The 644-nt window shown below is 66.9% G+C and carries 1 protein-coding gene; it reads left to right on the top strand.

Annotated elements, in window-relative coordinates:
• Positions 1-644 (top strand): aromatic amino acid lyase (locus EN994_RS34240; protein WP_164746566.1); only part of this gene is annotated, 644 nt, incomplete at both ends.

Below are 644 nucleotides of genomic sequence, written 5' to 3'. Positions count from 1 at the left end.
TCCTCGGCCAGGCGCATCGTGCGCTGGCGACGGCCGAGCGGGCGGCCAATGTGTCGCTGGCCTCGATATCGGACAATCCCGTCTACATCCCGCCCGACGATGCAGATCGGCTCGGCCGCTGCATCTCGACCGGCGGCTATCACAATGCGATGGCAACGCCGGCGCTGGACGATCTGGCGGCGATATGGGCCGACATCTGCCTGCTCTGCGACCGCCACGCCTCGAAGCTTCTGAACGGCAAGGTGTCGCTGCTGCCGGATCTGCTGATGACCGGACGTCACTCAGCCGACAGCGATGGCCATGGCAATGTCGGCTATGTGCCGATGGCGATCACCGGCTATCTCGAGCAGGCCAAGCTGGCCGCACAGCGCACCTTCATTCCGGGCACGGAATCGGCTGGCGCGGGGCAGGACGACGTCGCCACGACGGCGTTCTTCGCATGGGCCAAGGAAGCGACCGCCGGCCGCTGCGTCGATGCCGCCATGGCGATGCTGGCAATGATCGCCTCGCAGGCGCTGCACGTCACCGAACGGACGCCGCCGCCGGCACTGCGTTCCTTCGTCGATCAAATCAGAGCTATCGTGCCGCCTGTCGGCGCCGATCGCGTGCTGGGGCCGGAGCTTGCCAGGTTGGCGGAATGGTTC

Origin of the sequence: Mesorhizobium sp. M7A.F.Ca.CA.002.09.1.1 (assembly GCF_003998555.1) — a bacterium.
GTDB lineage: Bacteria > Pseudomonadota > Alphaproteobacteria > Rhizobiales > Rhizobiaceae > Mesorhizobium > Mesorhizobium ciceri.
Note: the sequence above shows the minus strand (reverse complement) of the source record. Positions and strands in the feature narration are given on the sequence as shown.